22 protein-coding genes and 6 tRNA genes are annotated in these 26,425 nt (G+C 69.0%); 17 read left to right on the top strand and 11 right to left on the bottom strand.

What is annotated here, in order from left to right; translation table 11 throughout:
• Nucleotides 1–502: 502 nt before the first annotated feature.
• A complete protein-coding gene (locus ABZS97_RS33020; protein ID WP_356143740.1) occupies nucleotides 503–1,510 on the bottom strand; it encodes a hypothetical protein in 1,008 nt (335 codons plus the stop codon).
• Between the two features lie 332 nt (nucleotides 1,511–1,842).
• On the opposite strand from ABZS97_RS33020, the gene ABZS97_RS33015 reads away from it, so the two are divergent.
• The 6 genes from ABZS97_RS33015 (at nucleotide 1,843) to ABZS97_RS32990 (ending at nucleotide 7,467) form a co-directional block, all read left to right on the top strand.
• Nucleotides 1,843–1,917 (top strand) — tRNA-Asp (locus ABZS97_RS33015).
• Between the two features lie 23 nt (nucleotides 1,918–1,940).
• Nucleotides 1,941–2,017, top strand: a tRNA-Phe gene (locus ABZS97_RS33010).
• Nucleotides 2,018–2,172: 155 nt separating this feature from the next.
• Entirely contained in the window at nucleotides 2,173–2,535 is a 363-nt protein-coding gene (locus ABZS97_RS33005; RefSeq protein ID WP_356143736.1) for a hypothetical protein, read from the top strand.
• A 104-nt stretch (nucleotides 2,536–2,639) separates the two neighbouring features.
• On the top strand, nucleotides 2,640–6,617 hold the full coding sequence (gene hrpA, locus ABZS97_RS33000) for an ATP-dependent RNA helicase HrpA (protein ID WP_356143734.1): 3,978 nt from the start codon (nucleotides 2,640–2,642) through the stop codon (nucleotides 6,615–6,617).
• A 93-nt stretch (nucleotides 6,618–6,710) separates the two neighbouring features.
• Nucleotides 6,711–6,785: transfer RNA gene (locus ABZS97_RS32995), tRNA-Asp, on the top strand.
• Nucleotides 6,786–7,263: 478 nt separating this feature from the next.
• On the top strand, nucleotides 7,264–7,467 hold the full coding sequence (locus ABZS97_RS32990) for a DUF6274 family protein (protein ID WP_356143732.1): 204 nt from the start codon (nucleotides 7,264–7,266) through the stop codon (nucleotides 7,465–7,467).
• A gap of 461 nt (nucleotides 7,468–7,928) precedes the next feature.
• Here the strand turns inward: ABZS97_RS32990 and bldC are convergent, their stop codons facing one another.
• Together bldC and ABZS97_RS32980 are read right to left on the bottom strand one after the other, a co-directional pair.
• The gene (gene bldC, locus ABZS97_RS32985; protein ID WP_003949541.1) at nucleotides 7,929–8,135 is read right to left on the bottom strand and encodes a developmental transcriptional regulator BldC; all 207 of its coding nucleotides are present in this window, start codon (nucleotides 8,133–8,135) and stop codon (nucleotides 7,929–7,931) included.
• 478 nt (nucleotides 8,136–8,613) lie between these two features.
• A complete protein-coding gene (locus ABZS97_RS32980; protein WP_356143730.1) occupies nucleotides 8,614–9,456 on the bottom strand; it encodes a hypothetical protein in 843 nt (280 codons plus the stop codon).
• A gap of 222 nt (nucleotides 9,457–9,678) precedes the next feature.
• On the opposite strand from ABZS97_RS32980, the gene ABZS97_RS32975 reads away from it, so the two are divergent.
• The gene (locus ABZS97_RS32975) at nucleotides 9,679–10,773 is read left to right on the top strand and encodes a Glu/Leu/Phe/Val dehydrogenase dimerization domain-containing protein (protein WP_356143728.1); all 1,095 of its coding nucleotides are present in this window, start codon (nucleotides 9,679–9,681) and stop codon (nucleotides 10,771–10,773) included.
• A 290-nt stretch (nucleotides 10,774–11,063) separates the two neighbouring features.
• Nucleotides 11,064–11,315, top strand: a complete 252-nt coding sequence (locus ABZS97_RS32970) for a DUF3073 domain-containing protein (protein WP_007383081.1) — start codon at nucleotides 11,064–11,066, stop codon at nucleotides 11,313–11,315.
• Nucleotides 11,316–11,414: 99 nt separating this feature from the next.
• Here the strand turns inward: ABZS97_RS32970 and purM are convergent, their stop codons facing one another.
• The 5 genes from purM to ABZS97_RS32945 form a co-directional block, all read right to left on the bottom strand.
• Nucleotides 11,415–12,482, bottom strand: a complete 1,068-nt coding sequence (gene purM / locus ABZS97_RS32965; protein WP_356143726.1) for a phosphoribosylformylglycinamidine cyclo-ligase — start codon at nucleotides 12,480–12,482, stop codon at nucleotides 11,415–11,417.
• Between the two features lie 46 nt (nucleotides 12,483–12,528).
• A complete protein-coding gene (purF, locus tag ABZS97_RS32960; RefSeq protein ID WP_356143724.1) occupies nucleotides 12,529–14,058 on the bottom strand; it encodes an amidophosphoribosyltransferase in 1,530 nt (509 codons plus the stop codon).
• A 61-nt stretch (nucleotides 14,059–14,119) separates the two neighbouring features.
• Nucleotides 14,120–14,923 (bottom strand): META domain-containing protein, encoded by an 804-nt coding sequence (locus tag ABZS97_RS32955; RefSeq protein WP_356143723.1) that lies wholly within the window; start codon nucleotides 14,921–14,923, stop codon nucleotides 14,120–14,122.
• Between the two features lie 59 nt (nucleotides 14,924–14,982).
• Complete coding sequence (locus ABZS97_RS32950; protein ID WP_356143721.1) at nucleotides 14,983–15,780, bottom strand: sterol carrier family protein; 798 nt, start codon at nucleotides 15,778–15,780, stop codon at nucleotides 14,983–14,985.
• Nucleotides 15,781–15,790: 10 nt separating this feature from the next.
• Entirely contained in the window at nucleotides 15,791–16,429 is a 639-nt protein-coding gene (locus ABZS97_RS32945; protein ID WP_356143719.1) for a helix-turn-helix domain-containing protein, read from the bottom strand.
• A 113-nt stretch (nucleotides 16,430–16,542) separates the two neighbouring features.
• On the opposite strand from ABZS97_RS32945, the gene ABZS97_RS32940 reads away from it, so the two are divergent.
• The gene (locus ABZS97_RS32940) at nucleotides 16,543–18,030 is read left to right on the top strand and encodes an MFS transporter (RefSeq protein ID WP_356143718.1); all 1,488 of its coding nucleotides are present in this window, start codon (nucleotides 16,543–16,545) and stop codon (nucleotides 18,028–18,030) included.
• Nucleotides 18,031–18,108: 78 nt separating this feature from the next.
• Here the strand turns inward: ABZS97_RS32940 and purL are convergent, their stop codons facing one another.
• Genes purL through purS form a run of 3 tightly spaced genes read right to left on the bottom strand, consistent with a single transcriptional unit; the run spans nucleotide 18,109 to nucleotide 21,304 of the window.
• A complete protein-coding gene (gene purL, locus ABZS97_RS32935; RefSeq protein WP_356143717.1) occupies nucleotides 18,109–20,367 on the bottom strand; it encodes a phosphoribosylformylglycinamidine synthase subunit PurL in 2,259 nt (752 codons plus the stop codon).
• The gene (purQ, locus tag ABZS97_RS32930) at nucleotides 20,364–21,044 is read right to left on the bottom strand and encodes a phosphoribosylformylglycinamidine synthase subunit PurQ (RefSeq protein WP_356143715.1); all 681 of its coding nucleotides are present in this window, start codon (nucleotides 21,042–21,044) and stop codon (nucleotides 20,364–20,366) included. Before purQ ends, purL begins: the two co-directional genes overlap by 4 nt.
• Nucleotides 21,041–21,304 carry a phosphoribosylformylglycinamidine synthase subunit PurS gene (purS, locus tag ABZS97_RS32925; protein ID WP_356143713.1) on the bottom strand — a complete coding sequence of 88 codons (264 nt, stop codon included), beginning with the start codon at nucleotides 21,302–21,304 and terminating at the stop codon, nucleotides 21,041–21,043. The genes purQ and purS overlap by 4 nt, the downstream gene beginning before the upstream one ends.
• Nucleotides 21,305–21,665: 361 nt before the next feature.
• Here purS and ABZS97_RS32920 point away from each other — a divergent pair, with 361 nt between their 5' ends.
• From ABZS97_RS32920 to ABZS97_RS32885, 8 genes are all read left to right on the top strand, one after another.
• Nucleotides 21,666–21,983, top strand: coding sequence for an Lsr2 family protein (locus tag ABZS97_RS32920; RefSeq protein WP_356143711.1), 318 nt, complete (start codon nucleotides 21,666–21,668; stop codon nucleotides 21,981–21,983).
• 203 nt (nucleotides 21,984–22,186) lie between these two features.
• Nucleotides 22,187–22,258: transfer RNA gene (locus ABZS97_RS32915), tRNA-Gly, on the top strand.
• Between the two features lie 79 nt (nucleotides 22,259–22,337).
• A tRNA-Gly gene (locus tag ABZS97_RS32910) sits at nucleotides 22,338–22,413 on the top strand.
• 138 nt (nucleotides 22,414–22,551) lie between these two features.
• The gene (locus tag ABZS97_RS32905) at nucleotides 22,552–23,559 is read left to right on the top strand and encodes an ABC transporter ATP-binding protein (protein ID WP_356143709.1); all 1,008 of its coding nucleotides are present in this window, start codon (nucleotides 22,552–22,554) and stop codon (nucleotides 23,557–23,559) included.
• Nucleotides 23,556–24,365 (top strand): ABC transporter permease, encoded by an 810-nt coding sequence (locus ABZS97_RS32900; protein WP_356143707.1) that lies wholly within the window; start codon nucleotides 23,556–23,558, stop codon nucleotides 24,363–24,365. Before ABZS97_RS32905 ends, ABZS97_RS32900 begins: the two co-directional genes overlap by 4 nt.
• Nucleotides 24,366–24,390: 25 nt before the next feature.
• Nucleotides 24,391–25,641, top strand: coding sequence for a sensor histidine kinase (locus tag ABZS97_RS32895; RefSeq protein WP_356143705.1), 1,251 nt, complete (start codon nucleotides 24,391–24,393; stop codon nucleotides 25,639–25,641).
• Between the two features lie 35 nt (nucleotides 25,642–25,676).
• Nucleotides 25,677–26,288 carry a response regulator transcription factor gene (locus ABZS97_RS32890; protein ID WP_356143738.1) on the top strand — a complete coding sequence of 204 codons (612 nt, stop codon included), beginning with the start codon at nucleotides 25,677–25,679 and terminating at the stop codon, nucleotides 26,286–26,288.
• A gap of 23 nt (nucleotides 26,289–26,311) precedes the next feature.
• Nucleotides 26,312–26,384 (top strand) — tRNA-Gly (locus tag ABZS97_RS32885).
• Nucleotides 26,385–26,425 lie beyond the last annotated feature (41 nt).

Genomic DNA, 26,425 nt, shown 5'->3' with positions numbered 1-26,425 from the left:
TTTTGGCACGCTGTTGAGTTCTCAAGGAACGGACGCTTCCTTTGTACTCACCCACAGAACATTTTCTGGGGCTTTCCTCCGGGCGCTTCCCTTCGGTCTTGCGTTTCCGACTCTATCAGACCGTTTTCCGATCCGATTTCCTCGGAGCTTTCCAGGTTTTCGCTTTCGCGTTTCCCTTTCCGGCGGTTCCGACTCTATCAGATCCTTTCGGTCCTGATTCCCAGTCAGCGGGGCTCGTCTTCGCAGCTGTTGGGCCGTTCCGACGAGTTGAACTCTAGCGGAATCCTGGCTCCCGAGCTAATCGGGGGGCGCCCTTTCGAACGCGGATTCCTCATTCCGCATAAGCGCACACGGATGCCCCGGCGATGATTCGCCGACTCATTGGTGGATTCATGTGGAATGGCTGTCCGGGGACCGACCGAGGTCGACTCTGGCGCCGGACAACTCGGAGGACATTACGTACCGCCGCCCAGAGGTGTCAACTCGGCGCCAGAGGCCTGTCTCAGTCGGTCGGAGCAGCCTTGCGAAGGGCGCTGATGCAGGAGCTGATGGCCTGCTGGAGCTCCTCCAGCCGCTGGACCATGTCGTCCTCGTAGATGGTCTCGAAGTCCTCGACGTCGTCGAAGGTCAGCTCCTCGAAGACCTTCGTGGCCCTCTGCAGGCTGCTGTAGAACTTCGTCCGGCGTTCCTGGACGCGCAGCTCGGGATCGGCCTCGACGGCCTGGACGACGAGGTTCTTGACGGTGTCGTAGGCCTCGGTGGCCCATTCGCCGGTGTTCTCGTCCTCGTCCAGCTCGTCGATGAGGGAGAGGTGACGCTCGGCCTCGGCGCGCAGTTCGGCCGGTGCCTCGACCGTCTGGCCGGCCGGGGTCTTGATCTGACCGTTCTCCACGATCTGGCGGACGTAACCGATCCGGTCGGCCGCCCTGGTCTCGGTGGCGACCGCCTTCTTCAGCTCGTCGGTGCGGGCGATGTCGCGCGCCAGCTCCGTCTGAAGGTTCGGGTCCTCCTTCAACCGGTCGAGCAGCGCGGCGCGGGCCGCCTGCGCGGTGGAGGGGTCGGCAAGGATCGCGGCGCGCAGTGCGGTGGGGTTCTCCGCGACCTCCAGCGCCTTGGTGGGCCGGATGCCCTCCGCCTCGGCCGCCGCGGCGATCGCGGTGCCGCGCACCGACGTGGCGCTGTTTCGGGAGCTGTAATAGGAGAGCCAGATGTCGGCGTCGGGCAGTTCGATGTCCTCGCCGGGCGCCAGGGCCTCGAACTGCGGGACGAGTCCGTCGTCGGCCGCCATGTCCCAGGCCTTGTAGTAACGCATCACGCGCTCCGGCGAGCAGCCCGCCAGTTCCGCGAACTCCTTCGCCGAGATCTTCGGCGTCTCGCCTGCCGCCTGCCCGCCCGGCCGCACGCTCCGCGCCACCTTCAGCGCGAAGGCCCAGCCGCCGGTGCGCGCGTACGCCCCGAACTCACGCGCGTCGCGCGCGACGGAGTCGTGCGGCCGCTGCGCGGGCACGATGAGGTCTGCCGTGGACTCGGCCTCTCCGGGCGCCTCAAGCTCCTCGATTGCCTCAAGCTCCTCGGGCGCTTCGGACGACTCGATCGCTACAGTCACAGGGGGCTCTCCCGGTTGCTCGCAGGCTACGAAGACAGACCAGGGATCCTATATGAGCCTTTTGTTGCGAATCCGGCGCAACTTTTCAGGGCACAGCTCATCCTCTGATACGCTGCTCCAGCGACGTCACCCCAGCTGACCAGCGTCTCCGCCCCCGGTGGAGGCGAGCGAAATCGGTTTGGGAACACGCAAAATCGTGTGCGACACTGTGTCACGCAAGACGCACACAACAGCTTGGTCCTGTGGAGCAGTTTGGAGTGCTCGCCACCCTGTCAAGGTGGAGGCCGCGGGTTCAAATCCCGTCAGGACCGCTGCGATTCCACGCGAATCGCGTGGCTGGGTAGCTCAGTTGGTACGAGCGATCGCCTGAAAAGCGATAGGTCGCCGGTTCGACCCCGGCCCCAGCCACCACCCGAAGACCCCGTCCTACTGGACGGGGTCTTCGTCGTTCGCCCTCGTCGCACGCTCCCTGTCGTACGTATTCACACGTTCAACTTGGCACGTCCCATCCGCGGCGCTACGTTCTGCCGGTCGATGCTGCGTGATCGTGCGTGATCGGGGGAACCATGTCGATGGGCCGGGGCAGGGCCAGGTACGGCGAGGACAGTGAGCTGGAGCGGACGCGGGCCCGGTACGGGCTGCTGGCCGTCGTGCTCAGCAACTGCGCGATCGTCGTCGTCACCGTGGTCGGGGTGTGGCGGCTGGACGGCGACAAGTCCGTGATCGTCGGCGTGCTGACCGCCGCCTTCACCGCGATGACCAGCATGACCACGGCCTACCTGGGCATCAAGGCCGTATCCAACACCGCCAAGTCCTTCGCTCTCGGCGACGCCGCCCGCCGTGAACCACTGCCGGCGGCCCCGGCCCCCGCTCCGGCCCAGGAACCGGCCCCCGCCGCCGTGCCGGCCCCGGCCGCGCCGACCTCCTGAACCGCCACTGACCAGCACTGACCACCACCGGACACCGCCCCCGGCGCCACTGAGCGCAAAAGCGTTCGCCAGTCTTTTCGCCGAGGTGAGATCCTGGATCGCGTATGTCTACGCATCCTGCCCCCGCCCTCGGCGATCTCGCCCCCCGTCTGGCCGAGCTGTCCCTGCGCGACGCGCACCGGCTCGGGCGCAGGCTCGAGGGCGCGCGCCGGATCCGCAAGCCCGAAGCCAGGGCCGCCGTACTCGCCGAGATCGACGCCGAGGTCGCCAAGGCCGAGGTCCGCATGGCCGAGCGACGCGGACGTGTGCCCGCGATCACGTATCCCGAGCAACTCCCCGTCAGCCAGAAGAAGGACGAGATCGCGGCGGCCATCCGCGATCACCAGGTCGTGATCGTGGCCGGTGAGACCGGCTCCGGCAAGACCACCCAGATCCCGAAGATCTGCCTTGAGCTCGGCCGCGGCGTCCGCGGCATGATCGGGCACACCCAGCCCCGCCGCATCGCCGCGCGCACCGTCGCCGAGCGCGTCGCCGAGGAGATGAACACGCCCCTGGGCGAAGCCGTCGGCTGGAAGGTCCGCTTCACCGATCAGGTGAACCCGGAGGGGACCTTCGTCAAGCTCATGACGGACGGCATCCTGCTCGCCGAGATCCAGACGGACCGCGAGCTGCGCGCGTACGACACGATCATCATCGACGAGGCGCACGAGCGGTCCCTGAACATCGACTTCCTGCTCGGCTACCTCGCCCAGCTGCTGCCCAAGCGGCCGGACCTGAAGGTCGTCATCACCTCCGCGACCATCGACCCCGAGCGTTTCTCCCGCCACTTCGGCGAAGCGCCCATCGTCGAGGTCAGCGGACGCACGTACCCCGTGGAGGTCCGTTACCGCCCCCTCCTCGAAGAGGAGGGCGATGACGCCGACCGCGACCAGATCACCGCGATCTGTGACGCCGTCGAGGAGCTCCAGGGGGAGGGCAAGGGGGACATCCTCGTCTTCCTCTCCGGCGAGCGGGAGATCCGCGACACCGCCGACGCGCTGACGAAGAAGAACTACCGGTTCACCGAGGTACTGCCTCTGTACGCCCGGCTCTCGCACGCCGAGCAGCACCGCGTGTTCCAGCAGCACACCGGGCGCAGGATCGTTCTGGCGACCAACGTCGCCGAGACCTCCCTCACCGTCCCCGGCATCAAGTACGTCATCGATCCGGGCAACGCCCGCATCTCCCGCTACAGCCACCGCACCAAGGTCCAGCGCCTGCCCATCGAGGCGATCTCGCAGGCCAGCGCCAACCAGCGCAAGGGCCGCTGCGGCCGTACGAGCGACGGCATCTGCATCCGCCTCTACTCCGAGGACGACTTCCTCACGCGCCCGGAGTTCACGGATGCCGAGATCCTGCGTACGAACCTCGCCTCCGTCATCCTCCAGATGACCGCGGCCGGTCTCGGCGACATCGAGAAGTTCCCCTTCATCGACCCGCCGGACCACCGCAACATCCGCGACGGCGTCCAACTCCTGCAGGAACTGGGTGCGTTGGACCCGGCGCAGAAGGACGTACGCAAACGGCTCACGGACAGCGGCCGCAAGCTCGCCCAGCTGCCCGTGGACCCGCGGCTGGCCCGGATGGTCCTGGAGGCCGACAAGAACGGCTGTGCGCGCGAGGTCATGGTGATCGCCGCCGCGCTGTCCATCCAGGACCCGCGTGAGCGTCCCGCCGAGAAGCAGGCGCAGGCGGACCAGCAGCACGCCCGCTTCAAGGACGAGTCGAGCGATTTCCTCGCGTTCCTCAACCTGTGGCGTTACGTACGGGAGCAGCAGAAGGAGCGCGGTTCGAGCTCCTTCCGGCGGATGTGCAAGCAGGAGTACCTGAACTTCCTGCGCATCCGGGAGTGGCAGGACATCTACTCCCAACTCCGCACGGTCGCAAAGCAGATGGGGATTCATCTCAACGAGGACGACGCCCCCGAGCAGAGCGTCCACGTCTCCCTTCTCGCCGGCCTCCTCTCCCACATCGGCATGAAGGACGTGAAGGAGACCGGAGGGGAGAGCGGGAGGAGCACGGGGAAGAACGAGTACCTGGGGGCGCGGAGCGCCAAGTTCGCGATCTTCCCGGGTTCGGCGCTCTTCAAGAAGCCCCCGCGCTTCGTGATGTCCGCGGAGCTGGTGGAGACCTCGCGCCTGTGGGCCCGCGTCAACGCGCGGATCGAGCCGGAGTGGGTGGAGCCCCTCGCCGGCCATCTCCTCAAGCGGACGTACAGCGAGCCGCACTGGGAGAAGGACCAGGCGGCCGTGATGGCGTACGAGAAGGTCACGCTGTACGGCGTACCGATCGTCGCCCAGCGCAAGGTCAACTACGGGCGGATCGACCCGGAGGCCAGCCGCGAGCTGTTCATCCGCAACGCGCTCGTCGAGGGCGACTGGCGCACGCACCACAAGTTCTTCGCCGACAACCGCAAACTCCTCACCGAGGTCGAGGAGTTGGAGCACCGGGCGCGGCGCCGCGACATCCTCGTCGACGACGAGACGCTCTTCGACTTCTACGACCAGCGGGTGCCCGACCATGTCGTGTCCGGCGCGCACTTCGACTCGTGGTGGAAGCACAAGCGCCATGAGGAGCCCGAGTTCCTCGACTTCGAGCGGTCGATGCTCATCAACGAGCGCGCGGGGGATGTCAGCAAGGACGACTACCCGGACTCGTGGCGTCAGGGGCCGCTGAAGTTCCGCGTCACCTACCAGTTCGAGCCGGGCGCGGACGCCGACGGTGTCACCGTCCACGTCCCGCTCCAGGTGCTCAACCAGGTCACGGACGAGGGCTTCGACTGGCAGATCCCGGGTCTGAGGGAGGAAGTCGTCACGGAGCTGATCCGTTCCCTCCCGAAGCCGATCCGCCGGCACTACGTCCCCGCCCCGAACTTCGCCCAGAAGTTCCTGGAGCGGGCCGTGCCCCTGCAGGAGCCGCTCACTGTCACCATGGCGCGGGAACTGAAGCGGATGGTCGGCGTGCCGTTCACGGCCGACGACTTCGACTGGTCGAGGGTCCCCGAGCATCTGCGCATCACCTTCCGGATCGTCGACGAGCGGCGCCGCAGGGTTGCCGGGGACTCCGAGGACAAGGACCTGGAGGCGCTGAAGCTCCGGCTGAAGCCGAAGGCGCGGCAGGCGATCTCTCAGGCGGCCGCGGCGACCGCCGAGCGCGAGGGCGGCGAGTCCCTGGAGCGCAAGGGGCTGACCGACTGGACGATCGGTTCGCTCACCCGCGTCTTCGAGACCCGGCGCGCCGGGCAGCCCGTGAAGGCGTACCCGGGGCTGGTCGACGACGGCGACACCGTCTCCGTACGCCTCTTCGACACCGAGGCGGAGCAGACGCTGGCGATGTGGAAGGGCACGCGGCGGCTGATCCTGCGCAACATCCCGGTGAACCCTGCGAAGTTCGCCTCGGACAAGCTGACGAACGCCCAGAAGCTGGCCCTGTCCGCGAATCCGCACGGCTCGATCCAGGCTCTCTTCGACGACTGCGCGATGGCGGCCGCGGACAAGCTGATAGGGGACTTCGGCGGGCCGGCGTGGGACGAGGAGTCGTACCGGAAGCTGTACGAGAAGGTGCGCGCCGAGATCGTCGACACGACCGTGCGGACGGTCGGGCAGGTGCAGCAGGTCCTTGCCGCCTGGCAGGCCTGTGAGCGCCGTCTGAAGGCCACCAGGAGCCCGACGCTGCTGGCGAACCTGACGGACGTACGCAAGCAGCTGGACGCCCTCGTGAAGCCGGGCTTCGTGACGGAGACCGGGCTGCGGCGGCTGCCGGACCTGATGCGGTATCTGGTCGCGGCCGACCGCCGGTTGCAGCAGATGCCGACGAGCGTCCAGCGGGACACCACCCGTATGGAGAAGGTCCACGAGATGCAGGACGAGTACGCGTGGCTGCTCGAGCAGTTGCCGCAGGGGCGGCCCGTCCCGTCCACGGTTCTGGACATCCGCTGGATGATCGAGGAGCTCCGCGTCAGTTACTTCGCGCACGCGCTCGGCACGGCGTATCCCGTCTCCGACAAGCGCATCGTGAAGGCGATCGACGCGGCCGCGCCGTAACGGGGCATGCACACTGGGTGAGTTCGACCCTGGGCTCCCCCTCCTGTACAGTCTCTTTTCGCAGCGCAACGCAAGAATCGCACTGCGAAACCTGGTCCTGTGGAGCAGTTTGGAGTGCTCGCCACCCTGTCAAGGTGGAGGCCGCGGGTTCAAATCCCGTCAGGACCGCATAGAGATGAAGGCCCGCGCCATTTGGTGCGGGCCTTCTTCGTGCGCCACTCGCCGGACCAGCCCCCGTGCGGGCCTTCATCGCGTGCCATCCACCTCGGCCGGGCCCGCTGCCCTGCCGAGGCGGAGGCCGCGCCCGCGGCGCAGCCGCAATCCGACACAGCAAATCCCGTCAGGACCGCATGAAGATGAAGGCCCGCGCCATTTGGTGCGGGCCTTCTTCGTGCGCCACTCGCCGGACCAGCCCCCGTGCGGGCCTTCTCCGCGTCCCATCCACCGGACCAGCCTCCGCGTGCGCCCTCTCCGCGCCCCACCCGCCACACCAGCACCCCCACCGGGCCCCGTCGCCGTACACCCAGGCCCGGAGGTGAAGTTCCGGGCCTACGGTGTGTCTTGACGCCGTCACATTCCGCCGGTACCCCAGAAACCAGGACCCTCGCCCCGTCGGGCGGCCCCGTGGGGTTCATGGAGGTGGCATATGGCGGCGACCGCTAGGCACGAGACGCGGGCCCTGCTCCGCGCCCACCTGTCGGCCGCTACCGGGTACCGCCATCTGACGCGGCACTGCCCGATCTGCCATCAGCTCCTGCGACTGGCCATGCAGCCCTCCCCGTACGACGAGGAGGACGACGACGACGGCGTGCGGGCGGGCACCGAGGAGGGGAGCCCCTCCACGGCGTGACCACCGGCGACGGGCAGGCCGGCCCGGCGTGGGAGCCTGGACTCCTCTAGCGCAGATGCGCCAAGGGCAACAAGGACCCCGGCGTGTGACGGGTGTCACCGCATAGGTTTTTGAAACTGCGGAACTTACGCCTCGCCTACAACTGGTCAATTTAATATGTGCAATTGCACCGGTCCCCGAGGTCTCACACAGGAGATCCGACACCCCTCCCCAGAGTCCGACAAGGCCGCTCACAGGTCGGTCGTACAGCGCACAGATCCGGGCCAACAGGCGCCACCGGGGCACAAAAAAGATCGCGCTGGACCCGGCGGAGTCCAGCGCGATCTACGACGCACCCTTGTCGCTTGTTCAGTTGGGTCGGGCGTGGGACCTGTTGGGGCAGGACCCGCGTCGCTTGGAGCTTTGGTTCGGACGCCTCGGCGGGTTGGGGGACCTACCGAATTGCCCGGTTATGCGGTTGTTCAGGCCTCGCTGCGCTGCTGGGGGATACCCGCCAGTAGTGCGCGGACCTCCGCCTCGCGGTAGCGGCGGTGCCCGCCGAGCGTGCGGATGGAAGTGAGCTTGCCGGCCTTCGCCCACCGCGTGACCGTCTTGGGGTCAACGCGGAACATCGTGGCGACCTCAGCCGGGGTCAGCAGCGGCTCGGCATCAGGGGTGCGAGCGGTCATGAGCGGCCTCCTCGGGAGAACCGAACCTTCTCGGTTCTTTCCTCTAAATTCTGCACCTTGACCCGCGTTGCCCGAAATGGCGGACGCGGGTCGAGTCGGTTATAGGACGAACGGCTTGTCCTCGGCACTACAACTACACCATCCGTCCAGCCGCGTAGGCCAAACCGATGGAATTGCCCTCCCAGGTGTTCATCAGCGACGGAAGCCGATGGACCATGCCATAGCGGACAGTCACGCCACTGTGACGATCAGTCACAGGACGATCAGGAGTCACCAGACCCCCCATAGCGTGCAATGCTGAGATTCCACCCATACGTGGGCAGAGGGAGCTTCCCCCGAGCTCCTTGTCCTATTTTGACACGAGGAGGGGCGTAAGAGGCAAGGCCCGTGTAAGTGCGGTCCGTCACGCTTGGGGCAAAAGCCCGGATCGGGACCTACGTCCCGTAGTGGCGGTTCCCCGCCGTGTGATGACCGTACGTCAGTTCGCCGAGCGCCGGTCGCGGACCGAACGCCAGCGTTCCACGAGCCGGCCGTACGCCTCGCCCGCGGTCGCCCCGTCCCCGTTGCGCAGCGCCTCGATGCCCTCCGCGACGTCGGCCGCCGAGTGGTCCCCTTCGAGGTCCCCCGCCGGCAGCACATGCACCAGGCCGCCGTAGTCCAGCTCCACCAGCGAGCGTGGGTGGAACTCCTCCAGCCAGCGGCCCACGTCCACCAGACCGTCGATCAGCGGCCCCTCGTCGATCGTCTCCCTGAGCGTCCGCAGCGCCCGCGCCACCCGCCGCCGCGCCTGCACCATCGGCGTCCGGTAGCGCAGCATGGGCGGGTCGTCACCGGAGGCCTTGTCGTAGCGGCGCTCCTCGTCGGAGACCAGCACGAACCAGTTCAGCGGCACCTGCCAGGTCGCCGTGCGGATCCACGGCCGGGCGTCGGGGTTGCGGGCCAGCCAGCGTTCGTAGTCCTGGGCGGCCTGGCGGCGCACGAGCGGCGGCAGGACGGCGTCCAGGACCGGCGCCGGCATGCCCTCGGCCAGCTCGTCGAGCGCCTGCCAGCCGCGCAGGCGGGTGCGCCAGGGGCAGACGCAGAGCACCCCGTCGACGTCCAGCACGAAGGCGTCGCCGCTCTCGTGCACCGGCACCGGGATCGGCGGGGTGGGCAGCAGGTCGGCGAGGGAACGGCGCAGCTCGTCCTGGTACGAGGGGCGCGCCGGGCGCCGGGCGTACCGCGCCCAGTGGTCGCGCTCCGGGTCCGGGAAGGCGGCCAGTGGTTCGTACACGCGCAGGTAGGTCGCGTACGGGACGATCACCGAGGACACCTTGGGCACGCCCCTTCCCTCCCCCGCGAGCTACCAGGGAAACCTTCGAAACCCGCCCACAAGCGCGCGGGAAATCTATGCGAAGCGAACCACGGCCGTACCTCGTGCGTGGGTGATCCTGAACACTGCGCGGCTGGCGAGGAGGCGCAGGCTCTAATCTCTTGCCCAACAGCCCCGCCACCCGTACGGGAGCTGCTTCCAACCGCCGCAACTTACCTGGGAGTCACCACCGTGACCGACGTAACCGGCGCCTCTGCTGATGTACTGCACACCTTGTTCCACTCGGAGCAGGGCGGTCATGAGCAAGTCGTGCTCTGTCAGGACCGGGCCAGCGGCCTCAAGGCCGTCATCGCCCTCCACTCCACCGCGCTGGGCCCCGCCCTCGGCGGCACCCGCTTCTACCCGTACGCGAGCGAGGAGGAGGCCGTCGCGGACGCGCTGAACCTCGCGCGCGGGATGTCGTACAAGAACGCCATGGCCGGTCTCGACCACGGCGGCGGCAAGGCCGTCATCATCGGCGACCCGGACACGCTGAAGAGCGAGGAGCTGCTCCTCGCCTACGGGCGGTTCGTGGCCTCGCTGGGCGGGCGTTACGTGACGGCGTGCGACGTCGGCACGTACGTCGCCGACATGGACGTGGTGGCCCGCGAGTGCCGCTGGACGACCGGTCGCTCCCCCGAGAACGGCGGCGCCGGCGACTCGTCCGTGCTGACCGCCTTCGGTGTCTTCCAGGGCATGCGGGCCTCCGCCCAGTTCCTGTGGGGCGACCCGTCGCTGCGCGGCCGCAGGGTCGGCGTCGCGGGCGTCGGCAAGGTCGGCCACCACCTCGTGCAGCACCTGCGGGACGAGGGCGCCGAGGTCGTGATCACGGACGTCCGGGAGGAGTCGGTGCGCCGGATCCTGGACCGGCACCCGGAGGGCGTCACGGCCGTCGCGGACACCGAGGCGTTGATCCGGGTGGAGGGCCTCGACATCTACGCCCCCTGCGCGCTGGGCGGCGCCCTGAACGACGACTCCGTGCCGGTGCTGACCGCCAAGGTGGTGTGCGGCGCGGCCAACAACCAGCTCGCGCACCCGGGCGTGGAGAAGGACCTCGCCGACCGCGGAATCCTCTACGCGCCGGACTACGTGGTGAACGCGGGCGGTGTCATCCAGGTCGCCGACGAGCTGCACGGCTTCGACTTCGAGCGGTGCAAGGCGAAGGCGTCGAAGATCTTCGACACCACTCTGGGAATCTTCGCACGTGCGAAGGAAGACGGGATTCCGCCGGCTGCGGCGGCCGACCGGATCGCCGAGCAGCGGATGGCGGAGGCCCGTCGCCGCTGATCTTCGGGCGGGCACCGGAGGCCCGTCGACGGACGACTTGGAGAGAACTCTCACGTCCGTCGGCGGGTCGGGCGCCAAGAAGAGGTTAAAATCGCGGTTGACCAGCGAGGACGGGGCACCTCGCGGGTTCTGGGACCAGGCCCGTCCTGCGGGCGACGTACCGTATGGGCGTGGGCTCAGGTACCGTGGAAGCCCTACGGACCGGTCTCTCCACGGAGAGCCCGTTCCAGATCATGAACGCGTGTCAAGACTCTGGGGCCGTCGAGCCCCGTATCCGAGGGGGTCGAGCCATGGGGCGCGGCCGGGCAAAGGCCAAGCAGACGAAGGTCGCCCGCCAGCTGAAGTACAGCAGCGGCGGGACTGATCTGTCGCGTCTGGCCAATGAGCTGGGCGCTTCGACTTCGAGCCAGCCGCCGAATGGCGAGCCGTTCGAAGACGACGACGAGGAAGATGACCCGTACGCCCAGTACGCGGATCTCTATAACGACGATGAGGACGAGGACGACGAGTCCGGTCCTTCGTCGCAACGCCGCGGCGCTTGACCGCGCGGCCCTCGCAGTTCTCGTTGTTCTCGTAGCAACTGCACTTCACCCGGTCCGGGGCTTAGGCGCCGGACCGGGTTTTGTGCTGCCGTACTCGGCTTACTTGGCGTAGTCGCCGATGAGCGCCGCGCCCGTGGTGTGCTCGCCGCGCTCGGTGATCTCACCGGCGATCCAGGCTTCCACGCCACGGTCCTCGAGCGTGGCCAGGGCCGCGTCCGCCGACTCCTCGGGGACGATCGCGATCATGCCGACGCCCATGTTCAGTGTCTTCTCCAGCTCCAGGCGCTCGACCTGACCGGTCCGGCCGACGAGGTCGAAGACGGGGGCCGGGGTCCACGTCTCACGGTCGACGATCGCGTGCAGGCCGTCCGGGATGACGCGGGCCAGGTTGGCCGCCAGGCCGCCGCCGGTGACGTGGCTGAAGGCGTGCACCTCGGTCGTGCGGGTGAGCGCCAGGCAGTCCAGCGAGTAGATCTTGGTGGGCTCCAGGAGCTCCTCGCCGAGCGTGCGGCCGAACTCCTCGATCCGCGCGTCCAGGGCCATGCCCGCCTGGTTCAGCAGGACATGACGGACGAGCGAGTACCCGTTCGAGTGAAGGCCGGAGGCCGCCATGGCGATGACCGCGTCACCCGTACGGATACGATCCGGGCCGAGCAGCTGGTCGGCCTCGACCACGCCCGTGCCGGCGCCCGCGACGTCGAAGTCGTCCGGGCCCAGCAGGCCCGGGTGCTCGGCCGTCTCGCCGCCCACGAGGGCGCAGCCGGCGAGCACACAGCCCTCGGCGATGCCCTTCACGATGGCGGCGACACGCTCGGGATGGACCTTGCCGACACAGATGTAGTCGGTCATGAAGAGCGGCTCGGCGCCGCACACCACGATGTCGTCCATGACCATGGCGACCAGGTCGTGGCCGATGGTGTCGTACACGCCGAGCTGCCGGGCGAGGTCGACCTTCGTGCCCACGCCGTCCGTGGCGGAGGCGAGCAGCGGGCGCTCGAAGCGCTTGAGGGCGGAGGCGTCGAAGAGGCCGGCGAAGCCGCCGAGGCCGCCGAGGACCTCGGGGCGCTGCGTCTTCTTCACCCACTCCTTCATGAGTTCTACGGCGCGGTCGCCCGCTTCGATGTCGACGCCGGCAGCTGCGTAGCTGGCACCTTTGGTCTCAGTCATGGCTGTTGAGAGCTTTCGTGTCGTACAGCTGTGTTGCTGCGGGGTCTTACGGGCGACGGATCGCGTCGGCCGCGGCCGTGGCTGCCGGACCGGCGGCCAGCTCGGTCTCCAGAAGCTGCTTGCCCAGCAGCTCGGGGTCCGGGAGGTCCATCGGGTACTCGCCGTCGAAGCAGGCGCGGCAGAGGTTCGGCTTGGCGATGGTGGTCGCCTCGATCATGCCGTCGAGGGAGATGTACGAGAGGGAGTCGGCGCCCAGCGAGGTGCCGATCTCCTCCACGGTCATGCCGTTGGCGATCAGTTCGGCGCGGGTGGCGAAGTCGATGCCGAAGAAGCAGGGCCACTTCACGGGGGGCGACGAGATCCGGATGTGGACCTCGGCGGCGCCCGCCTCGCGGAGCATGCGGACCAGCGCGCGCTGGGTGTTGCCCCGCACGATCGAGTCGTCGACGACGACCAGGCGCTTGCCCTTGATGACTTCCTTGAGCGGGTTCAGCTTCAGGCGGATGCCGAGCTGGCGGATCGTCTGCGAGGGTTGGATGAAGGTCCGGCCGACGTAGGCGTTCTTGACGAGTCCGGCGCCGAAGGGGATTCCGCTGGCCTCCGCGTAGCCGATCGCGGCGGGCGTCCCGGATTCCGGGGTCGCTATGACCAGATCGGCTTCGACGGGGGCTTCCTTGGCGAGCTTGCGGCCCATCTCGACACGCGAGAGGTACACGTTCCGGCCGGCGATGTCCGTGTCGGGACGGGCCAGATACACGTACTCGAAGACACAGCCCTTGGGCTTCGCGTCCGCGAATCGGGAGGTGCGCAGGCCGTTCTCGTCGATGGCGACGAACTCGCCCGGCTCGATCTCGCGGACGTACGCGGCACCGCAGATGTCGAGGGCGGCGGACTCGGAGGCGACGACCCAGCCGCGCTCCAGGCGGCCGAGGACCAGCGGGCGGATGCCCTGCGGGTCGCGGGCCGCGTACAGGGTGTGCTCGTCCATGAAGACGAGGCTGAAGGCGCCCTGGACCTGCGGGAGGATCTTGGCGGAAGCCTCTTCTATGGTGAGGGGCTTGCCGTCGTCGTCGACCTGGGCCGCGAGGAGCGCGGTGAGCAGGTCGGTGTCGTTGGTGGCGGCCACGCGGGTGGACCGGCCGTTGTTGTCCTTGGGGAGGTCGGCGACCATCTCGGCGAGCTGCGCCGTGTTGACCAGGTTGCCGTTGTGGCCGAGCGCGATGGAGCCGTGCGCGGTGGCACGGAACGTCGGCTGGGCGTTCTCCCACACGGAGGCACCGGTGGTCGAGTAGCGGGCGTGACCGACCGCGATATGACCCTGGAGCGAACCGAGCGAGGTCTCGTCGAAGACCTGGGACACAAGGCCCATGTCCTTGAAGACGAGGATCTGGGAGCCGTTGCTCACCGCGATTCCCGCGGATTCCTGGCCCCGATGCTGGAGGGCGTAGAGCCCGAAGTAAGTGAGCTTGGCGACCTCTTCGCCGGGAGCCCAGACACCGAAGACGCCGCAAGCGTCCTGGGGGCCTTTCTCGCCGGGGAGCAGATCATGACTGAGTCGACCGTCACCACGTGGCACGGCTCCGAGTGTAGGCGAGATCGACCACTGGTCCGAATTGGGGATTCCGGGCTCCGGTGGATCACCGTTCGGCGACAGCGGTGACCCTTGTGCCGTTTGTGCTGGTCAGCGCGAGGGTGCGGTGATCCAGTTCGTACGCGACCGTGCTCCTGAAGAGGCCCAGCAGGGTCTTCTCGGTGTTCATGAGTGAGCGGTCGCACATCATTCGGGTGGTGGCCGGAGCGCCCAGGGTGATATGTCCGTCGCGGACGGTGGCTTTCGCGGTGACGTCGTTGCAGCCCAGGCGGCCGGTGAGCCTGCCCTTCGCGTCCACGGTCAGATACGCCTTGGCGCCCTTAGGAAGGGACTCGGCGACGTCCGCGTCACCGAGTGCCGTGATGGTCCACTTCGTGCCGTGGAGCGGGGCGTCCTGCTCCTTGGTGAGGTGGACGCGGTCGCCGTCGTCCGTGGTGAGCGTCAGCGCGTTCTTGCCGACCTCGGCCGTCAGCGCACCGTCGGCGAGCGTGCGCGCGAGGGTGTCCTCGAACTTCATGGCGCCCTCTTCGCAGGCCATCTCCGTTGCCTGTGTCTCGCCGAGGTCGAGGCGGTCGCCCTTGAAGTCGGCGGTGGCGTAGAAGTGGTTGCAGCCGTAGTTGCCCTGGACCCTGCCGTCGTCGCCGATCTCGACGTTCGCTCCGGTGGGGGCCTTCCTGCTGGTCCCCTTCACGGTGACGCTGTCGACGGTCCAGTGGACGCCGGTGACGGACGACCGCGTGCCCGCACCGACCGAGGTGCTTCCCGTCTCGTTGCCGCAGGCCACGGCGAGCGGGAACACGGTGAGGGTGGTGAGCGTCAGGGCGGAGAGTGTCAGTCGCTGCCTGTCCATGCCGATGTGACGGGACGGGCGGGGTGATTGGTTCCATCCGCCCTCCACGCCAGGGGGGCTCAGCCCATCAGGGGCAGCAGCCCGCCCAGGTCCGCCCGCTCCCCGCTCGCGCTGACCTTCGCCTCGTCGAGGGCGGTCTTCCAGGCGAGGCGTCCGGTCGCGAGCCGGATCCAGGTCAGCGGATCGGTCTCGACGACGTTCGGCGGGGTGCCGCGGGTGTGCCGGGGCCCCTCGACGCACTGCACGACGGCGTACGGCGGGATCCGCACCTCGGTCGAGGCGCCGGGCGCCCGCGCGGCGAGGGTGTCGGCCAGCAGCCGGGTGCAGGCGGCGAGTGCCTGGCGGTCGTGCGGGATGTCGAGGCCGGGGACGGCGCGGTTCAGGTCGTCGGTGTGCACGACGAGTTCGACGGTGCGGGTGACGAGGTAGTCGCCGAGGGACAGGGCGCCCGCGCTCGTGGCGAGCAGCCGGTCCGCCGGGGCGGCCGCCAGATCCTCGGTGATCCGCTCCTCGACCTGGGCGTAGAGCGCGTCGAGGTCGGGGTTGGCCTCGGCGAGCGCGCGCGTGCCGTCGTCGATGGCGGCGGCCCGCGCGGCGGTCCCGGACGCCCAGTCCAGCAGGCCGAGTTCGGCCTTCGCCGGTTCCTCGCGGTCGAGGTTGCGGCTGACGGTCGCGACGGCCATGGTGAGGTGCGCGGCCAGCTCCCGTACGGTCCAGTCCCCCAGGTCCGTGGCCAGCGCCAGCTGCTCTTCGTCGAGCGCGCTCACGCCTGCTCGTACGTGCGCGAACTGTGCGAGGACCGCCGTGCGGATCTTGGCGGGGTCGTACGTGCGCGCGCGCTTCTTGGCTGGGGGCATGGCGGAGAGCCTAGGGCTTCACCGCGTATCCGCTCAGGCCCTTTTCGACCAGCCCGAAGGCCCTTTCGGTGCGTTCGGCGGCGTCGGCGGCGACCGAGTCAGGGCTCTCGCCGGCGGTGACGCGGTTGTGGTGTTCCTCGATCAGGGCGTTGCGGGCGGCGCTGAGCATGGCGGCGGCGATCGTGGCGAGCGTCGGGTCGCCGGTCTCCTCGGCGAGGAGGGCGGACAGGTCCCGGGTGCCCTTCTGGGCGGCGATGAAGGCACGTTCCATCAGGACCGGCGTCTCCATGACGAGTTGGCGCACCTGGCGGGAGAAGGGCTCGCTGTGCAGTCCCACCGCCGGGTCGCGCGCCTCGACCATCTCCAGGAACTGGCGGCGTACGGCATCCACCGCGGACTCGCCCGGCTCGCGATCGCGGACCGCGCGGGCCGCGTCGGAGAAGTGCTCCGCCACAGGGAGGAAGACCAAGTCCTCTTTGGAACCGAAGTAGTTGAAGACGGTCATCTTGGAGACCTCGGACGCGTCGGCGATCTCCTGCATCGAGACGTTGTCGAAGCCACGCTCGACGAACAGCTCGACGGCGGTCCGGTAGATCCGCTTCCCGGTCTGCAGCTTCTTGCGCTCGCGCAGCCCCATCACCTCAGCCATGGCCACACTGTACCAAGGCGAAATTTAAGCTCAGCAGAAAACTCACCCCGGATGAAAACTCGTCTCGGATAAAAGATTGACTCAGTACATGTTGCTGGGTCATCGTGGTGCCCATGACCGAGACCCAGCGCAAAGTCGGCTTCCTCGTCTGCCTCCTGACGATCGTTCTGGCCGTCCTGGACCTGCAGATCGTGTCCGCCGCCACCGTTCCGATCGTCCGCGACCTCGATCCCGCCCACGGCATCGACAAGATCCCGTGGCTGGTCAGCGCGTACGCACTCGCCTCGGCCGCGATGCTCCCGCTGTACGGCAAGCTCTGCGACGTCCTCGGCCCCAAGCGCGTGTTCACCGGCGCGATCGCCACCTTCCTGCTGGGCTCCGCTCTGTGCGGCGCCGCCCAGTCGATGACCCAGCTCATCGCGGCCCGCGCGATACAGGGCCTGGGCGGCGGCGGCCTGATGAGCGTCACGATGGTGGTGATCGCCCACCTCAAGGGCCCGGGCGAGAAGGGCGCCGGCAAGGGCACCAATGTCGGCGGGCTCGTCGCGGGCGGCGCCATGGCCATAGGCCCCTGGATCGGCGGCCTGCTGGCCGACCACGCGAGCTGGCGCTGGATCTTCTACGTCAACCTGCCGGTCGGCCTCGCGGTGCTGACCGCCTCCGCCTTCGCCCTGAAACTGCCGGAGCAGCATGTGCGCCGCCCGATCGACTATGCGGGCGCCGCGCTCGCGGCCGCGTTCTCCAGCGCACTGCTCCTGGTCACCGACTGGGGCGGCAATCAGTACGCCTGGTCGTCACCCGTCGTCATCGGGCTGATCCTGGCGGCCGCCGCGGCCCTCGCCCTCTTCCTGTGGCGGCAGACCCGGGCTCCCGAACCCGTGCTCCCGCTCTCCCTGTTCAGGGTCCGCGAGCTGCGCCTGGGCTTCGCCATCCAGGCGATCATGGGCGGCTCGATGATGTGCGCCATCTACTACGTACTGATCTATCTGCAGGTCGCACGCGGCATAGGCAGCTCCTCCGCGGGCCTCTACCTGCTTCCGATGGCGGTCGGCATGTCGGCGACCGGACTGCTCTCCGGCCCGCTCGCCGCCCGTGGCTGGACGGCTCGCACCTTCACCGTCAGCGGCACGCTCACCACCGCCCTCACCTTCGTGCTGCTCGCCACCACCACGGGGCCCGACACCTCGCTGTGGCTGATCCGCACCGAACTCCTGTTGGCCGGCGCCGGGTTCGGGCAGCTGCTCGGCCAGCTGATCCTGCTCGTCCAGGACGCCGCCCCACGCCACCAGCTCGGCGTCGCCACGACCTCGATCCGCTTCTTCCAGACCCTGGGCACCGCCCTCGGCGCCTCCGTCTTCGGCACGATCCTGGCCCGCATGTACGCCGCCCACGGACCCGGCGGTGACGTCAGCGCCCTCGCCGGGCTGACCGGCGCGGCCCACACGGACGGCGTGCACGCCTTCATCGACGCGACGCAGGTGGCGTTCTGGGGCGGCGCCGGCCTGATGACCCTGGCCGGACTGCTGGCCCTGCGGCTGCCGAAGGAGCACGGGTCGCAGGGCCCGGCACCGATACGGGAGGCCGAACCGGTCCCGGCCTGACGCTCACATGGCAAAGGCCTCGCCCGTCGAAACGGGCGAGGCCTTGACCGTCGTACGACTGCTCGACTGCCTGACCGCTTACGCGAGCAGCGCCGGGATGGTGCCCTCGTGCGCCGTGCGCAGCTCCTCCAGGGGGAGCGCGAACTCGCCCTGGACGTCCACGGTGTCTCCGTCGACGACGCCGATACGGGTCACGGGCAGACCGCGGGCCCCGCACATGTCGTTGAAGCGGAGCTCCTCCGAGCGCGGGACGGCGACGACCGCGCGGCCCGCCGACTCCGAGAAGAGGAAGGTGAACGCGTCGAGACCGTCCGGGACGATCAGCCGCGCACCCTTGCCGCCGAGCAGTGCGGACTCGACCACCGCCTGGATCAGACCGCCGTCGGACAGGTCGTGCGCGGAGTCGATCATCCCGTCGCGGGAGGCGGAGATCAGGATCTCGCCGAGCAGCCGCTCACGCTCCAGGTCGACCTTCGGGGGCAGACCGCCGAGGTGGTCGTGGACGACCTGCGACCAGGCCGAACCGCCGAACTCCTCGCGGGTGTCACCGAGCAGGTAGAGGAGCTGGCCCTCTTCCTGGAAGGCGACGGGCGTGCGGCGGGCGACGTCGTCGATGACGCCCAGTACGGCCACGACCGGGGTCGGGTGGATGGCGGCCTCGCCCGTCTGGTTGTACAGCGAGACGTTGCCACCGGTCACCGGGGTGCCCAACTGCAGGCAGCCGTCGGCCAGTCCACGGATGGCCTCCGCGAACTGCCACATCACCGCCGGGTCCTCGGGCGAGCCGAAGTTCAGACAGTCGGAGACGGCGAGCGGCTTGGCACCGGTCGTCGCCACGTTGCGGTACGCCTCCGCGAGCGCCAACTGCGCGCCGGTGTACGGGTCGAGCTTCGCGTACCGGCCGTTGCCGTCGGTCGCGATGGCGACGCCGAGGCCGGTCTCCTCGTCGATGCGGATCATGCCCGAGTCCTCGGGCTGCGCCAGCACCGTGTTGCCCTGCACGAAGTGGTCGTACTGCGAGGTGATCCACTTCTTGGACGCCTGGTTCGGGGACGAGACCAACCGGAGGACCTGGTCCTTCAGCTCGTCCGACGTCGCAGGCCGGGGCAGCTTGTTCGCGTCGTCCGCCTGAAGTGCGTCCTGCCACTCCGGGCGGGCGTACGGGCGCTCGTAGACCGGGCCGTCGTGCGCGACCGTGCGCGGGTCGACGTCGACGATCTTGCCGCCGTGCCAGTAGATCTCAAGACGGTCGCCGTCAGTCACTTCGCCAATGACCGTGGCGATGACGTCCCACTTGTCGCAGATCTCCAGGAAGCGGTCGACCTTCGAGGGCTCGACGACCGCGCACATGCGCTCCTGCGACTCGCTCATGAGGATTTCCTCGGGCGACAGCGTGGAGTCGCGCAGCGGTACGTCGTCCAGGGTGACGCGCATGCCGCCGGAGCCGTTGGACGCCAACTCGCTGGTGGCGCAGGACAGTCCGGCCGCACCGAGGTCCTGGATGCCGACGACCAGCTTCTCGGCGAACGCCTCCAGGGTGCACTCGATGAGCAGCTTCTCCTGGAAGGGGTCGCCGACCTGCACGGCGGGACGCTTCGACGGCTTGGCGTCGTCGAAGGTCTCGCTCGCCAGGATGGAGGCGCCGCCGATGCCGTCGCCGCCCGTGCGGGCCCCGTACAGGATGACCTTGTTGCCGGAGCCGGACGCCTTGGCGAGGTGGATGTCCTCGTGCCGCATCACGCCGATGGCGCCGGCGTTGACCAGCGGGTTGCCCTGGTAGCAGGCGTCGAAGACGACCTCGCCGCCGATGTTCGGCAGGCCCAGGCAGTTGCCGTAGCCGCCGATGCCCGCGACCACGCCCGGCAGGACGCGCTTGGTGTCGGGGTGGTCGGCCGCGCCGAAGCGCAGCGGGTCGACGACCGCGACCGGGCGCGCGCCCATCGCGATGATGTCGCGCACGATGCCGCCGACGCCGGTGGCCGCGCCCTGGTAGGGCTCGACGTACGACGGGTGGTTGTGCGACTCGACCTTGAAGGTGACCGCGTAGCCCTGGCCGACGTCGACGACACCGGCGTTCTCACCGATGCCGACGAGCAGCGCATCGCTCTGCGGGGCCTTCTCGCCGAACTGGCGCAGGTGCACCTTGGACGACTTGTAGGAGCAGTGCTCGGACCACATGACCGAGTACATGGCGAGCTCGGCGCCGGTGGGCCGGCGGCCGAGGATCTCCACGACCCGCTCGTACTCGTCCTTCTTCAGGCCGAGTTCGGCCCAGGGCAGCTCGACGTCAGGGGTAGCGGCCGCGTTCTCGACCGTGTCCAGAGGCGTGCGGCTCATGCGTTGACCAGCTTCTTGAGGATCGAGGTGAAGAAGGGGAGGCCGTCGGTGCGACCGGACCCGATGAGGGGCTCGACCGCGTGCTCCGGGTGCGGCATGAGGCCCACGACGTTCCCGGCCTCGTTGGTGATGCCGGCGATGTCGTTGAGCGAGCCGTTCGGGTTGAAGTCCACGTAACGGAACGCGACCCGGCCCTCCGCCTCCAGCATGTCGAGGGTGCGCGCGTCGGCGACGTACCGCCCGTCCATGTTCTTCAGCGGGATGTGGATCTCCTGGCCGGCCGTGTAGTCGGCGCTCCAGGCGGTCTCCGCGTTCTCCACCCGCAGCTTCTGGTCACGGCAGATGAAGTGAAGGTGGTCGTTGCCGAGCATCCCGCCGGGCAGGAGATGCGCCTCCGTGAGGACCTGGAAGCCGTTGCAGATGCCGAGAACCGGCATTCCCGACTTCGCCTGCTCGATGACGGTCTCCATCACCGGCGAGAAGCGCGAGATCGCGCCGGCCCGCAGATAGTCGCCGTAGGAGAAACCGCCGGGCAGCACCACGGCGTCGACCTGCTTGAGGTCCTTGTCCTTGTGCCAGAGAGCGACGGGCTCCGCGCCGGCGATCCTGATCGCACGCTGCGTGTCCCGGTCGTCGAGGCTGCCGGGGAAAGTGACGACGCCAATACGAGCGGTCACTTCGCGGCCTCCGCGACTTCCTCCACCTTGACGGTGAAGTTCTCGATCACGGTGTTGGCGAGGAAGGATTCCGCAAGATCGTGGATGCGGGCGAGAGCGGCATCGTCCACCGGCCCGTCAACTTCCAGTTCGAATCGCTTTCCCTGACGTACGTCGGAGATGCCCTCGAAACCGAGGCGCGGCAGTGCACGCTGCACCGCCTGGCCCTGGGGGTCGAGGATCTCCGGCTTGAGCATGACGTCGACTACGACGCGTGCCACTGGCACTCCCGGTGTGTGGTGCTGAGCAGGTTCCTTCAGACTACCTGCACAAAATTTCTACTCGCGTAGATTCGTAGCTTCCTACGTGACCGTCATCACCAACACGCGTCAGCGGGGGTACCTTCACGGAAAATTCGGGGAAAAATCCCGGAAGACCGGTGGAAGTCCATTGCGCCGGGACACGCGGAGGGATTTAGTCGGTCTTCACATTGCAATGCCAGGCACTGTACAAATGAATTGGCAATAGCCGATACTTTCCTCAATAACAGCCGGACAGTCGACATCTCTCCGACATCTTCATGACGTCTCAGCACGTCATGGGGTGTGATCGCGGAGGTGCCGCACGAAGGGACCGATATTCGTGGCGCAGCGTGTCGTGGTCACTCTCTCCGACGACATCGACGGCTCAGAAGCGGCGGAGACGATCGCCTTCGGTCTGGACGGCAAGTCGTACGAGATCGACCTGAATCAAGCCAACGCCAAGAAACTGCGGACGGCCCTCGCCCAGTACGTCGAGGCAGGCCGCAAGCAGTCGAAGTCCGGGAAGGCGTACACGCACACCGCGTTGACCCCCGACCCGGCGGCCGTCCGCGCCTGGGCCCGTTCCAACAAGCTGGACGTGCCGCCGCGGGGCCGCATCCCCAAGAAGGTCTACGAGGCGTTCGCCGAGGCGCACTGACGCGTCGGCCGAAGCGCCTGTCGGCCGACCCGTCGACGGACCGGCCGACGCCGGCCGACTCCCGGCGGAGCCGCGCCGGGCCCTTCACAGGGCCCGGCCATCCGCCCCTGAGGACAGTCGACTTGCGCTCACCCCCCGCTGGTCAGCTAGAGTCTGGAACACGCCGAGGGGCCAGGCCGAAAAGCCGAACCTCACGGAGTCACGCGGGTGTAGTTCAGTAGCAGAACATCCCCCTTCCAGGGGGAAGGCGCAGTGTGCAATTCCTGTCACCCGCTCTGCATCCCTTACCGGGCATCCTTCTGGATCAGGTAAGGTGGTGCTCGCGCCGATCAGTGAGAGCTGGTCGGAGGCAATGCGGACGTAGCTCAGTTGGTAGAGCGCAACCTTGCCAAGGTTGAGGTCGCCAGTTCGAACCTGGTCGTCCGCTCCAGAAGAAAGACCCCGGTCATCGACCGGGGTCTTTTTCGTGCGCGCGATCTCCGCGACGGCCGTGCTCTCTGACATTTGTCATGGGGAGTGATGACACCGCGCACTGCTGCCGGGTCCCGTCCGCGGGGACGCTGATTTCATGAACAGCAACGAGCACGACGACGTGATTGAGGTCACTGACCTGCGGCGCGTGTACGGGGGAGACGGCCGCGGAGGCGCGGGGCGCGGCGGGGAATTCAAGGCTGTGCGCGGAGTCACGTTCTCGGTGGCCCGTGGTGAGGTCTTCGCGCTCCTCGGCACGAACGGCGCCGGCAAGACATCGACGGTCGAGCTGCTGGAAGGGCTCGCGCCCCCGGCCGCCGGGCGCGTACGCGTCCTCGGACACGATCCGTACACGCAACGGGCAGCCGTACGGCCCCGGATCGGCGTGATGCTGCAGGAGGGCGGCTTCCCCTCCGAGCTGACGGTCGCGGAGACCGTACGGATGTGGGCGGGCTGCACCAGCGGGGCCCGGCCGCTGGACGAGGCGCTGGCGCTGGTCGGCCTGGAGCGGCGGGCCCGCGTACGGGTCAAGCAGCTGTCCGGCGGCGAACGGCGGCGCCTGGACCTGGCGCTCGCGCTCCTCGGCCGCCCCGAGGTCCTCTTCCTCGACGAGCCGACGACCGGGCTCGACGCCGAAGGGCGCCGGGAGACCTGGGAGTTGGTACGGCAGCTGCGCGACGACGGTACGACCGTGCTGCTGACCACGCACTACCTGGAGGAGGCGGAGGAGCTGGCCGACCGGCTGGCGATCCTCCACGAGGGGCGCATCGCCGTCTCCGGCACGCTCACCGAGGTGACCGCCTCCCAGCCGTCCCGGATCTCCTTCGCACTGCCCGACGGCTGGTTCGTCGGAGACCTGCCGCCCCTCGCCGAGCTCGGCGTGAGCGGCCACGACACGTCCGGCCGCACGGTCCGGCTGCGCACCAACGAACTCCAACGCACCGCCACCGCGCTTCTGGTGTGGGCCGAGCGGGCCGGTGTCGAACTGCGCGGACTCGATGTGCGCGCCGCCTCGCTGGAGGAGGCCTTCCTGCGGATCGCGCGGGAGGCGGCGGGACGGCAGGGGGCCGCGGACACCATGACCGAGAAGGAGGCCGTGGCATGAGCGCGGTGACAGCGAGCACGATGACAGTGACCACCCCGGCCGGCCGGCTGGGCGCCCTCGCGCGGGCCGAGCTGACCCTGCTGAGCCGCAACAAGGGCGCGATGGTCACGGCGCTGTTCGTACCGCTCGCGGTGCCGTTCAGCGTGCGGCCCGCGGTCGAGGGGCTGGACCTCAAGGCCGAGGGCCTCACCGTCGGCACGGTGATGCTCACCGCCGCGATCGGCTTCTCCCTGCTCTTCACGGTGTACTCGTCGCTGGTCAGCGTCTACGTCGCCCGCCGCGAGGAACTCGTCCTCAAACGGCTGCGCACCGGCGAACTCGGCGACCACGAGATCCTCACCGGCGCCGCGCTGCCCGCCGCCACCCTCGGCCTCCTGCAGTCCCTGCTGCTCGCCGTCGGCTGCACCGCACTGCTCGACGCCCCGGCGCCTCGCGCGCCCCATCTGGCCGTCCTGGGGCTGCTGTTGGGCCTCGTGCTGTGTGCCGCGCTGGCGGCGCTCACCGCGAGCTTCAGCAGGACCGTGGAGAGCGCGCAGGTCACCGCGCTGCCGGTGCTGTTCGTGTCCATGTTCGGCTCGGGCATCGCGCTGCCTCCCGAGGTGCTGCCCGACCGGGTCGCCTCCTTCTGCGAACTCCTGCCGCTCTCCCCGGCGATCCGGCTGCTCCGGGCCGGCTGGAGCGGCGGTGGCTGGAGCGGCGGCCTCTCCCCGTACGAGGCGTTGGGCGCCGTCAGCACGGCAGTGGCCTGGACGGTCGTCGCCGTGTTTGCTGTACGACGGTGGTTCCGCTGGGAGCCGCGGCGGTGAGCGAGCACGTACACAGGGGCGGGGCATGAGCAGACCGGGCAACTGGTGGCGGCGCAAGAGCACCGCGCAGCAGGTCGAGACATACACACGCTGGTCGTTCCACTTCTTCGCCGTGATCGAGGTCGCCGCGTTCGGACTGCCGGCCTTCTCCCAGGTCGGAACACCTCTCTCGGGCTGGCTGCTGCTGGTGGTGGGCGTGCACGCGCTGTGCTGCGCCGTGACCGCGTCCCGGGCGATCGACTGGACCCGCGGCCGCCGCGAACAGCCCGTACGGCTCCTGATCATGCTCGGGGCGGTCACCGCGCTGCTCGCGATCGCCGCGATCGGGCTCGCTGAACGGGGCCCCGACACCGACGGCGTCGACACCGTCGCGGGCTCGCTCTTCGGCGGCGTACTGAGCTTCGGTGCCGGCACCCTCGCGCTCGGCATCCGCAACCGACGGCGCGTGTTCGCGGTGGTGACCGGCTTCGCGGCGGGCGGCGGAATCACGGCGTTCCCGCTGGGCATGCCCGGCTCCACCGCCCTGGCCGCAGCCGTCGTCGTGCTGGTCGGCGCCGGCTTCCTCGCCTTCACCTCGCTCTTCTCCGTCTGGCTGCTCAACGCCGTCTACGCGCTCGACGAGGCCCGCGAGACCCGCGCCCGACTCGCCGTCGCCGAGGAACGGCTCCGTTTCGGGCGCGACCTGCACGACGTGATGGGCCGCAACCTCGCGGTGATCGCGCTGAAGAGCGAGCTGGCCGTGCAACTGGCGCGGCGGGAGAGGCCCGAGGCAGTGGACCAGATGATCGAGGTGCAGCGGATCGCCCGGGAGTCGCAGCGGGAGGTGCGCGAGGTCGTACGGGGATACCGGGAAGCCGACCTGGACACCGAACTCACCGGCGCACAGGGCGTGTTGAGGGCCGCCGGGATCACCTGCGAAGTGACCGGGGAGTCCGCCGGGCTCCCCGCCGGGGTGCAGTCGGCGCTCGGCTGGGTGGTGCGGGAGGCGGCCACGAACGTGCTGCGGCACGGGGACGCCGAGCGCTGCACCGTAACCCTGCGGGTGGCGGAGGGGCGGGTCGTGCTCACGGTGGAGAACGACGGGGTGCGGGGGCCCGGGGAGGGCCGGGGCTCCGGGCTCGCGGGGCTGCGGGAGAGGTTGTCGGCGATCGACGGGGAGCTGCGGGCGGGGCCGGCCGGGAAGGGGCTGTTCCGGCTCACGGCGGAGGTGCCGTTGCCCGAGAGCGTGGGGGAACCGGGGTCCGTCCTTCTTCCGGCGAGCGAGGTGGCGTCGTGACGACCCCCGTACAGCCGGTACCGGCCGGGGAGCCCGTGCGGCCCGTACGCCTTCTCCTCGCCGACGACGAGCATCTGATCCGGGGCGCGCTTGCCGCGCTGCTGGCGCTGGAGGACGACCTGGTCGTGGTGGCCGAGGCGGCCACCGGCCCGGAGGCGCTGGCGATGGCGCGGGCGCACGCTCCCGACGTCGCCGTCCTCGATCTGCAGATGCCGGGGGCGGACGGTGTGAGGGTGGCCACATCGCTGCGGGCCGAACTGCCCGCGTGCCGGGTACTGATCGTGACGAGTCACGGGCGCCCCGGCCATCTGAAGCGGGCGCTTGCGGCAGGTGTGCGAGGGTTCGTCCCGAAGACGGTCAGCGCGCAGCGGCTCGCGGAGATCATCCGTACCGTGCACGCGGGAAACCGTTATGTGGACCCCGAGTTGGCCGCCGACGCGATCGCCGCCGGGGACTCGCCGCTGACCGCGCGCGAGGCCGAGGTGCTCGAATTCGCCGCCGACGGGGCGCCCGTCTCGGAGATCGCCGAGCGGGCCGCGCTGTCCCAGGGGACCGTACGGAACTATCTGTCGTCCGCCGCCTCCAAGCTCGGAGCGGAGAACCGGCACACGGCAGTGCGTCTCGCACGGGAGCGAGGTTGGGTATAGTTGGCCTCGCGCCACGGCGCAGTGCGGACGTAGCTCAGTTGGTAGAGCGCAACCTTGCCAAGGTTGAGGTCGCCAGTTCGAACCTGGTCGTCCGCTCCGCAGAACGAAGGCCCCGGTCGGTTGACCGGGGCCTTCGT

The organism is Streptomyces sp. NPDC005485 (assembly GCF_040606085.1).
Lineage (GTDB): Bacteria > Actinomycetota > Actinomycetes > Streptomycetales > Streptomycetaceae > Streptomyces.
This window is presented reverse-complemented; position numbering and strand designations above follow the sequence as displayed.

Excerpts from the sequence above, each read along its gene's own strand:
- ABZS97_RS32950 (WP_356143721.1), bottom strand. The coding sequence starts at position 15,780 with ATGCCCCCAGCCAAGAAGCGCGCGCGCACGTACGACCCCGCCAAGATC.
- ABZS97_RS32945 (WP_356143719.1), bottom strand. The coding sequence starts at position 16,429 with ATGGCTGAGGTGATGGGGCTGCGCGAGCGCAAGAAGCTGCAGACCGGG.
- ABZS97_RS32940 (WP_356143718.1), top strand. The coding sequence starts at position 16,543 with ATGACCGAGACCCAGCGCAAAGTCGGCTTCCTCGTCTGCCTCCTGACG.
- ABZS97_RS33005 (WP_356143736.1), top strand. The coding sequence starts at position 2,173 with ATGTCGATGGGCCGGGGCAGGGCCAGGTACGGCGAGGACAGTGAGCTG.
- purL (WP_356143717.1), bottom strand. The coding sequence starts at position 20,367 with ATGAGCCGCACGCCTCTGGACACGGTCGAGAACGCGGCCGCTACCCCT.
- purM (WP_356143726.1), bottom strand. The coding sequence starts at position 12,482 with ATGACTGAGACCAAAGGTGCCAGCTACGCAGCTGCCGGCGTCGACATC.
- bldC (WP_003949541.1), bottom strand. The coding sequence starts at position 8,135 with ATGACCGCTCGCACCCCTGATGCCGAGCCGCTGCTGACCCCGGCTGAG.
- hrpA (WP_356143734.1), top strand. The coding sequence starts at position 2,640 with ATGTCTACGCATCCTGCCCCCGCCCTCGGCGATCTCGCCCCCCGTCTG.
- ABZS97_RS32895 (WP_356143705.1), top strand. The coding sequence starts at position 24,391 with ATGAGCAGACCGGGCAACTGGTGGCGGCGCAAGAGCACCGCGCAGCAG.
- ABZS97_RS32905 (WP_356143709.1), top strand. The coding sequence starts at position 22,552 with ATGAACAGCAACGAGCACGACGACGTGATTGAGGTCACTGACCTGCGG.
- ABZS97_RS32900 (WP_356143707.1), top strand. The coding sequence starts at position 23,556 with ATGAGCGCGGTGACAGCGAGCACGATGACAGTGACCACCCCGGCCGGC.
- ABZS97_RS32990 (WP_356143732.1), top strand. The coding sequence starts at position 7,264 with ATGGCGGCGACCGCTAGGCACGAGACGCGGGCCCTGCTCCGCGCCCAC.
- ABZS97_RS32970 (WP_007383081.1), top strand. The coding sequence starts at position 11,064 with ATGGGGCGCGGCCGGGCAAAGGCCAAGCAGACGAAGGTCGCCCGCCAG.
- ABZS97_RS32955 (WP_356143723.1), bottom strand. The coding sequence starts at position 14,923 with ATGGACAGGCAGCGACTGACACTCTCCGCCCTGACGCTCACCACCCTC.